Source organism: Methylobacterium gnaphalii (assembly GCF_007992215.1).
Classification (GTDB): Bacteria; Pseudomonadota; Alphaproteobacteria; order Rhizobiales; family Beijerinckiaceae; genus Methylobacterium; species Methylobacterium gnaphalii.
In genome coordinates this window covers 1-6,184 of the sequence record NZ_BJZV01000070.1, presented here as the reverse complement: position 1 = coordinate 6,184, position 6,184 = coordinate 1, and the positions used below count along the sequence as shown (strand labels likewise).

The window sequence follows — 6,184 nt, the reverse complement described above, 5'->3', positions numbered from 1 at the left end:
ATCCTCGGACTGATGCCCTTTGCCGTCCTGCTGCCAGCGTTGGCTAAAATCCTGCTCATCTCGTCGGTGAAGGTCTGGCGGCACTCCAAATCATGCCGCCAGACCCCTAACGTCAGCCGCGCTTGGTCATGTTGCCGCTGGTCATACCCTCACAGCAGCAACCGCCTTTCTTGCCCTTGCTGCACATCGCGGCTTTGCCCTTGCCAGCAGCACAACAGCTCATCGCCATTGCGGGCGCGGCGCTCAGCAGCAAGAGAGCGACTGTGGCCGCTGCGATCTTCTTCATGGGGGTTCCTCTCCGTGGGGGCGCCGCCAATGGCAGCCTTGCGCTACCTGCGGCTTCCCCCCGGGGGAAGGTCAAGCTGCAAGTGCTCAATGTCAGCGCTTCAAGAACCCGATATCGGCCGCAACGGCCTTGAGTCGCTCGGGCTCGCGCTCCTTCCGCTCGCTGTAGCGGTCGACCAGGTAGTCGGCTCGTTCGCGGGTCAGGAGCGTGAACTTGAACAGCTCCTCGCAGACGTCGACGACCCGATCGTAGAGCGGCCCCGGTTTCATCCGGCCGGCGGCGTCGAACTCCTTGTAGGCCATCGGCACGGAGGACTGGTTCGGGATAGTGATCATCCGCATCCAGCGCCCGAGCACCCGGAGCGAATTCACGGCGTTGAAGCTCTGCGATCCGCCAGAGACCTGCATGACCGCGAGGGTGCGCCCCTGGGTCGGGCGCACTGAGCCCTCGCTGAGGGGCAGCCAGTCGATCTGGCTTTTCATGACCCCAGCCAGGTTGCCATGCCGCTCCGGGCTGACCCAGACCTGTCCCTCGGACCAGATCGAGAGCTGCCGGAGTTCCTGGACCTTCGGATGGTCGGCAGTTGCGTCGTCCGGCAGTGGCAATCCGTGGGCATCGAAGATCCGCACCTCACCGCCCATTGCTTCGAGGAGGCGTGCCGCCTCGTAGGCCAGGAAGCGGCTGAACGACCGCTCGCGCAGTGACCCGTAGAGGATGAGAAAGCGCGGAGCGTGGGTGAATGGCGTCGATGCGTGGACGCTCTCACTCGTTGGCACCTCGAAATGCGCTTCGCTGAGGTTCGGCATCGCATCGGCGAAAGGCTGTTGGGGGTTGTTCAAGACGGCATCGTCCTCTACGCTTCAACAAACATTGAATCAATGGACCAATCATGGACGAACGGCAAGCTGTCGCGGCCTTTGCAGCTCTCGGTCAGGAGAACCGGTTTCGGGTCGTGCGCGCTCTGGTCACGGCCGGGCCTGACGGGCTGGCGGCCGGTGCACTGGCGACGGAGGTCGGCGTCTCGGCCACGAACCTGACCTTCCACCTGAAGGAGCTCTCCCATGCCGGGCTGATCCAGTCCCGACGCGAGGGCAAGTCGATCATCTACAGCGCTGCCTACGAGGGCCTGTCCAACCTCATCGCCTTTCTGATGCGCGACTGCTGCCAGGGCCGGCCTGAGGTCTGCGACCCAGCGGTCGCCGCCCTTTCTGCTTGCGATTGCCCAACTGGAGACGCTCTCCATGCCTGAGCCCGTCTATAACGTCCTGTTCCTCTGCACCGGTAACTCGGCCCGTTCGATCCTGGCGGAGGCTATGCTCCTCAAGGAAGGCCATGGCCGTTTCCGTGCCTTCTCGGCCGGCAGCCAGCCGAAAGGCGAGCCGCACCCGCTGGCGCTACAGGTGCTGCGCGAGAGCGACTACCCGACCGAGGGCCTACGCTCGAAGTCCTGGGATGAGTTCGCCAGGACTGACGCTCCGATCATGGATTTCGTCTTCACCGTCTGTGACAACGCCGCTGGCGAGGCATGCCCCTATTGGCCCGGTCAGCCGGTAACGGCCCATTGGGGCATTGAGGATCCCGCCGCGGCGGAAGGCTCGGAGATGGAGCGCAAGCGGGCTTTCGTTACGGCGCAGCGCTTCCTCAAGAACCGGATCGCCGCCTTCGTCGCCCTGCCACTCGGCAGCCTCGATCAGGTCGCCCTGTCGTCCAAGGTCCGCGAGATCGGCCAGCAGGAAGGTGCCACGTCCCCCCCCGGCCGGAGGTCGTGTGATGGACGTCGTGATCTACCACAACCCGGCCTGCGGCACGTCCGGCAACACCCTGGCGATGATCCGCAACGCCGGCATCGAGCCGCATGTCGTCGAGTATCTGAAGAGCCCACCGACACGAGCGCTGCTGCGTCAGCTCGTCGACCGGGCTGGGATCTCTGTGCGCGATCTCGTCCGCGAGAAAGGCACGCCCTATGCCGAGCTGGGGTTGGCCGATCTATCGTTGACCGACGACCAGCTGATCGATGCGATGATAGAGCATCCGATCCTGATCAACCGGCCGCTCGTCGTGAGCCCGAAGGGCGTGCGCCTCTGCCGGCCGTCCGAGGCAGTGCTGGATCTCTTGCCGCAGCAGCAGGGCGAGTTCCTGAAGGAAGACGGCGAGCGCGTCATCGATGAGCACGGCCGTCGCGTCGCCACCGCCTGAGGATCCCCATGAGCACATTCGAGCGCTACCTGACTGTCTGGGTCGGGCTTTGCATCGTGGCCGGTGTTGCCCTTGGGCATGTCATGCCGGGCGTCTTCCACGCTATCGGCGATGCCGAGATCGCGAAGGTCAACCTGCCTGTCGCGATCCTGATCTGGCTCATGGTCATCCCCATGCTGCTCAAGATCGACTTCGCCTCGCTGCGCCACGTTGGCCGGCACTGGCGCGGGATCGGGGTGACGCTCTTCATCAACTGGGCCGTGAAGCCCTTCTCGATGGCCGCCCTGGGCTGGCTCTTCATCGGCTACTTGTTCCGGCCCTACCTGCCAGCCGACCAGATCGACAGCTACATCGCTGGGCTCATCATCCTGGCCGCCGCGCCCTGCACCGCGATGGTGTTCGTGTGGTCGAACCTCACTCGAGGCGAGCCACATTTCACCCTGAGCCAGGTGGCGCTCAACGACAGCATCATGGTCGTGGCCTTCGCGCCGGTCGTCGGCCTGTTGCTCGGGCTCTCGGCGATCACCGTCCCGTGGGGCACGCTCGTGCTCTCGGTGGTGCTCTACATCGTCATCCCGGTGATCATCGCCCAAGTCCTCCGCCGCGCCCTGCTTGTTTCAGGAGGCCAGAAGGCTCTCGACCAGCTCCTCGCCAAGCTGGGTCCGGTCTCGTTGGTGGCGTTGCTCGCGACACTCGTGCTGCTGTTCGGCTTCCAGGGCGAGCAGATCCTGGCCCAGCCGGCCGTAATCGGTCTGCTTGCCGTGCCGATCCTGATCCAGGTCTACTTCAACTCCGGTCTTGCCTATGTGCTGAACCGCGTAGCCGGCGAGCAGCATTGTGTCGCCGGCCCCTCGGCGCTCATCGGCGCCAGCAACTTCTTTGAGCTGGCCGTGGCCGCCGCCATCAGCCTGTTCGGGTTCAGTTCCGGTGCTGCCCTCGCCACGGTGGTTGGCGTGCTGATCGAGGTACCCGTGATGCTGACGGTGGTGTGGATCGTGAACCGCAGCCAGGGTTGGTACGAGCGCGGCGCCAGGCGCAATGCAGCGCTCAGGCCAGCTGCCCATGACGCCTGACATGGCCGGCGGTCACCGGAGCCGCCTGGCCGTCATCTCTGCCCCGGGGCGTGGTCGAAATCCTCACCTGGGGTTGATCGTCCTACCTGCTCGGCATGCTGGCGGCGCCCGTCGCCAAAGACACCGTGCGCGTCGCGCCGTCGCCGCCGGCCAGGCGCATGCCGAGGTCGACGAACGCGGCTGCGCCCGCCGCCAGCACAGCCGTGCGCAAGCCCGCGGTGCGCTGCAGGTACTGCCGTTCGGCCCCGATCACCGTGCCGAGCACGAAGGCCACGAGCTGGCTTATCGCGGATTTCAGTTCCTCGGGAAGTGGCGAGGTGAGAAGGCTTGTCAGCATGGCTCAGGCCTAGAAATCCACGTGCAGGCGGGCTGCAAAGAAGTCCGATGGGCCCCGGTCCTGATTGTACGCCGGGTTCTCGACGTGCTGGTAGTCGAAGGTGACGGTCATCACCTTAGTCAGGCTTACCGCATAGAACGCCTCAAACGCGTTCTCACGAGCGCAGCGGGTCAGCCGGCCACGCGCCAGCGCAGAACTGAGTGCAACCGGGCAGGCAAGATCCGCCTGCTAAGTTGCCGCAACATCGACGGTGACTGTCAAGAATCTGTCATCAGCCTGTGGGTGTTACCGCCACCGAGAAGCGACACCTGAGCAGTGACGGCAGCCGCCTCGGCATCCATCTGGCAGGCCGAGGAGGTTGAACGCAAATGCTCGCTACACCCATCGCATCCGCGCCGACACAGAAGCCGGGCGTCGTCATGTCCGCCGCCTACGCGGCAGGGCGGCGCGTAGCGGACGTGGAACTTGAGGAGGCGGGCAAGTGGGCGCGCCAGCCTGGCCACCTCGTCTGGATCGGCCTGTACGAGCCGTCGGCGGAGCTGCTGGGACAGGTCCAGGCGCAGTTTGGCCTGCACCCCCTCGCCATCGAAGATGCCCAGACCGCGCACCAGCGGCCCAAGCTCGAACGCTACGGCGATTGCCTGTTCCTGGTCGCCCGCACCGCTCAGCTCGCCTCAAGGCGCATCATGCTCGGCGAGACGCACGTGTTCGTTGGCCGGGGGTTCGTGGTCACGGTCCGCCACGGAGCCTCCGTTTCCTATGCGCCCGTGCGCGAGAAGACCGAGGCCTGCCCCGGGCTCCTCGCGCATGGCGAGGACTACATCCTATACGCCGTGCTCGACTTCATCGTCGACAACTACGCGCCCGTGATGGAGACCGTGCTGGCCGAGGTCGAGGCCATCGAGGACAGCGTCCTGAAGCGCGAGTTGCGCCCGGATGAGATCGAGCGGCTGTACCTGCTGCGCCGTGACCTCCTGCGCCTACGCACCGCCGTGGTGCCGCTCGTCGAAGTCTGCCGTAAGCTGGAGCACGGCGACATGGTGGCCATCGACGAAGAGATGCAGCCACTGTTCCGCGATGTGTCCGACCACCTGCGGGGCGCGCAGGACGAGATCGACGCTGTGCGCGAAGTCCTGGCCTTCGCGTTCGAGGCGAGCCTGATGCTCGGCCAAGCCCAGCAGACCAACATCACGCGCCGTCTGGCCGCCTGGGCGGCCATCCTGGCCGTCCCAACCGCAATCGCCGGTATCTACGGGATGAACTTCGAGTTCATGCCCGAGCTAAAGTGGCGCTACGGCTACTTCATGGTGCTCGGCGGCATCTTTGCTGCCTGTGCCGTCCTGTACTGGCGGTTCCGCAGAAGCGGCTGGCTGTAACGCAGCGGCACATTCCTGATCGGTACCCAGCTATCACGGGCACGCCCTGTACGGTCGATCACACCGTGAGGATCGCGGAGCTGTTCGAGACGAAGCCGGGCAAGCGCGGACCGTACAACAAGAAGAGCGCGCCGTCGGTCTGACGGTCGCGCTCAAGGTGGTCCCGGGTCTCTGACAGGAACTGGCGACCTTGTAGTAGACCGGACCGCCTCACGTAGTGATCGATCCGCAACAGCCATCAACGCGGCTCTGTCTTGCTTTTGTCATATGAGACTGAAGCCGATAAGCTGAGCGTTGCCATCCAATCCGACAGTTGAAAGCAGCATATGTCCTCGATAACAACTTTGTCGGCTACACTTCGTAGCCTCGCAACACCTGGGACAAAGCCGAAGGAGCTGATGACCGCTGCACGCGAGCGCCATCCTGAGAGCAGCAAGAAGGAAATTGTTCGGGCGGCATTCTACGCTCTGACAGAGGGCGATACCGTAGACCCCGAGCAGGGGAAGCAGCTCCACGGCTTCGCCATCAGCGAACGCGCGACCGATGAGGAAGCGCCGATCAAGCGCAGCAAGTTGGGCAAGAAGAAGCGCAAGGCCGCTCAGAAGGCTTCCGCCAGTTAGCCAATGGGCTGCGCCGGTCGAGCTTTCCAAGCTGGCCCACTACCCTTATGCCGGCGACCGCATTGAGATCATGCCGATGACCTCCTCGTCCCGCCTCACTGGCAGGTGCCGGAAATGGCCGTCGAGCATCATCTGGAAACCGTCGGCGAGCCTTTCCCCGACAATCGACGGTCTGGGGGGCGGGGTCATCATGTCCCGCACCAGCGTGGAATGCGGATCGAGACCGTCGGCAATGACGCGCGAGATGACGTCGCGCTCGCAGCGTCCTGTGCCGGCCGCTGCGAAGGGTGAGCGCC

General features: G+C 64.7%; 9 protein-coding genes and 2 pseudogenes. 6 read left to right on the top strand and 5 right to left on the bottom strand.

Going from position 1 to position 6,184, the window contains the following annotated elements; all coding sequences use genetic code 11:
* Positions 1-112 precede the first annotated feature (112 nt).
* Positions 113-286 carry a hypothetical protein gene (locus MGN01_RS23895; RefSeq protein ID WP_170246134.1) on the bottom strand — a complete coding sequence of 58 codons (174 nt, stop codon included), beginning with the start codon at positions 284-286 and terminating at the stop codon, positions 113-115.
* A gap of 92 nt (positions 287-378) precedes the next feature.
* Complete coding sequence (gene arsH / locus MGN01_RS22930) at positions 379-1,125, bottom strand: arsenical resistance protein ArsH (RefSeq protein WP_147049110.1); 747 nt, start codon at positions 1,123-1,125, stop codon at positions 379-381.
* Positions 1,126-1,175: 50 nt separating this feature from the next.
* Between arsH and MGN01_RS22925 the strand changes: the two genes are divergently transcribed.
* From MGN01_RS22925 to arsB, 4 genes and pseudogenes are all read left to right on the top strand, one after another.
* Positions 1,176-1,535, top strand: a complete 360-nt coding sequence (locus MGN01_RS22925; protein ID WP_147049109.1) for an ArsR/SmtB family transcription factor — start codon at positions 1,176-1,178, stop codon at positions 1,533-1,535.
* Positions 1,528-2,057 (top strand): annotated as a pseudogene (locus MGN01_RS22920) (arsenate reductase ArsC). The gene MGN01_RS22925 and the pseudogene MGN01_RS22920 overlap by 8 nt, the downstream one beginning before the upstream one ends.
* A complete protein-coding gene (arsC, locus tag MGN01_RS22915) occupies positions 2,057-2,482 on the top strand; it encodes an arsenate reductase (glutaredoxin) (protein ID WP_147049108.1) in 426 nt (141 codons plus the stop codon). The pseudogene MGN01_RS22920 and the gene arsC overlap by 1 nt, the downstream one beginning before the upstream one ends.
* Positions 2,483-2,490: 8 nt before the next feature.
* Positions 2,491-3,555 (top strand): ACR3 family arsenite efflux transporter, encoded by a 1,065-nt coding sequence (gene arsB / locus MGN01_RS22910; RefSeq protein WP_147049107.1) that lies wholly within the window; start codon positions 2,491-2,493, stop codon positions 3,553-3,555.
* 118 nt (positions 3,556-3,673) lie between these two features.
* Here the strand turns inward: arsB and MGN01_RS22905 are convergent.
* Positions 3,674-3,892 (bottom strand): annotated as a pseudogene (locus MGN01_RS22905) (MgtC/SapB family protein); the annotation flags it as partial.
* 9 nt (positions 3,893-3,901) lie between these two features.
* Positions 3,902-4,066 carry a carbohydrate porin gene (locus MGN01_RS22900; RefSeq protein WP_373319165.1) on the bottom strand — a complete coding sequence of 55 codons (165 nt, stop codon included), beginning with the start codon at positions 4,064-4,066 and terminating at the stop codon, positions 3,902-3,904.
* A 194-nt stretch (positions 4,067-4,260) separates the two neighbouring features.
* Here MGN01_RS22900 and MGN01_RS22895 point away from each other — a divergent pair, with 194 nt between their 5' ends.
* Positions 4,261-5,268, top strand: coding sequence for a magnesium and cobalt transport protein CorA (locus MGN01_RS22895; protein WP_147049105.1), 1,008 nt, complete (start codon positions 4,261-4,263; stop codon positions 5,266-5,268).
* A 398-nt stretch (positions 5,269-5,666) separates the two neighbouring features.
* Entirely contained in the window at positions 5,667-5,888 is a 222-nt protein-coding gene (locus MGN01_RS22890) for a hypothetical protein (RefSeq protein ID WP_238257805.1), read from the top strand.
* Between the two features lie 45 nt (positions 5,889-5,933).
* Here MGN01_RS22890 and MGN01_RS23890 read toward each other — a convergent pair.
* A partial coding sequence (locus MGN01_RS23890) for a CBS domain-containing protein (protein ID WP_507762754.1) occupies positions 5,934-6,184 on the bottom strand: 251 nt, incomplete at its 5' end.

Bases quoted from the DNA above. Each gene is read 5' to 3' on its own strand.
- MGN01_RS22890 (WP_238257805.1), top strand. From the start codon at position 5,667: ATGACCGCTGCACGCGAGCGCCATCCTGAGAGCAGCAAGAAGGAAATT.
- arsC (WP_147049108.1), top strand. From the start codon at position 2,057: ATGGACGTCGTGATCTACCACAACCCGGCCTGCGGCACGTCCGGCAAC.
- MGN01_RS22925 (WP_147049109.1), top strand. From the start codon at position 1,176: ATGGACGAACGGCAAGCTGTCGCGGCCTTTGCAGCTCTCGGTCAGGAG.
- MGN01_RS23895 (WP_170246134.1), bottom strand. From the start codon at position 286: ATGAAGAAGATCGCAGCGGCCACAGTCGCTCTCTTGCTGCTGAGCGCC.
- MGN01_RS22895 (WP_147049105.1), top strand. From the start codon at position 4,261: ATGCTCGCTACACCCATCGCATCCGCGCCGACACAGAAGCCGGGCGTC.
- arsB (WP_147049107.1), top strand. From the start codon at position 2,491: ATGAGCACATTCGAGCGCTACCTGACTGTCTGGGTCGGGCTTTGCATC.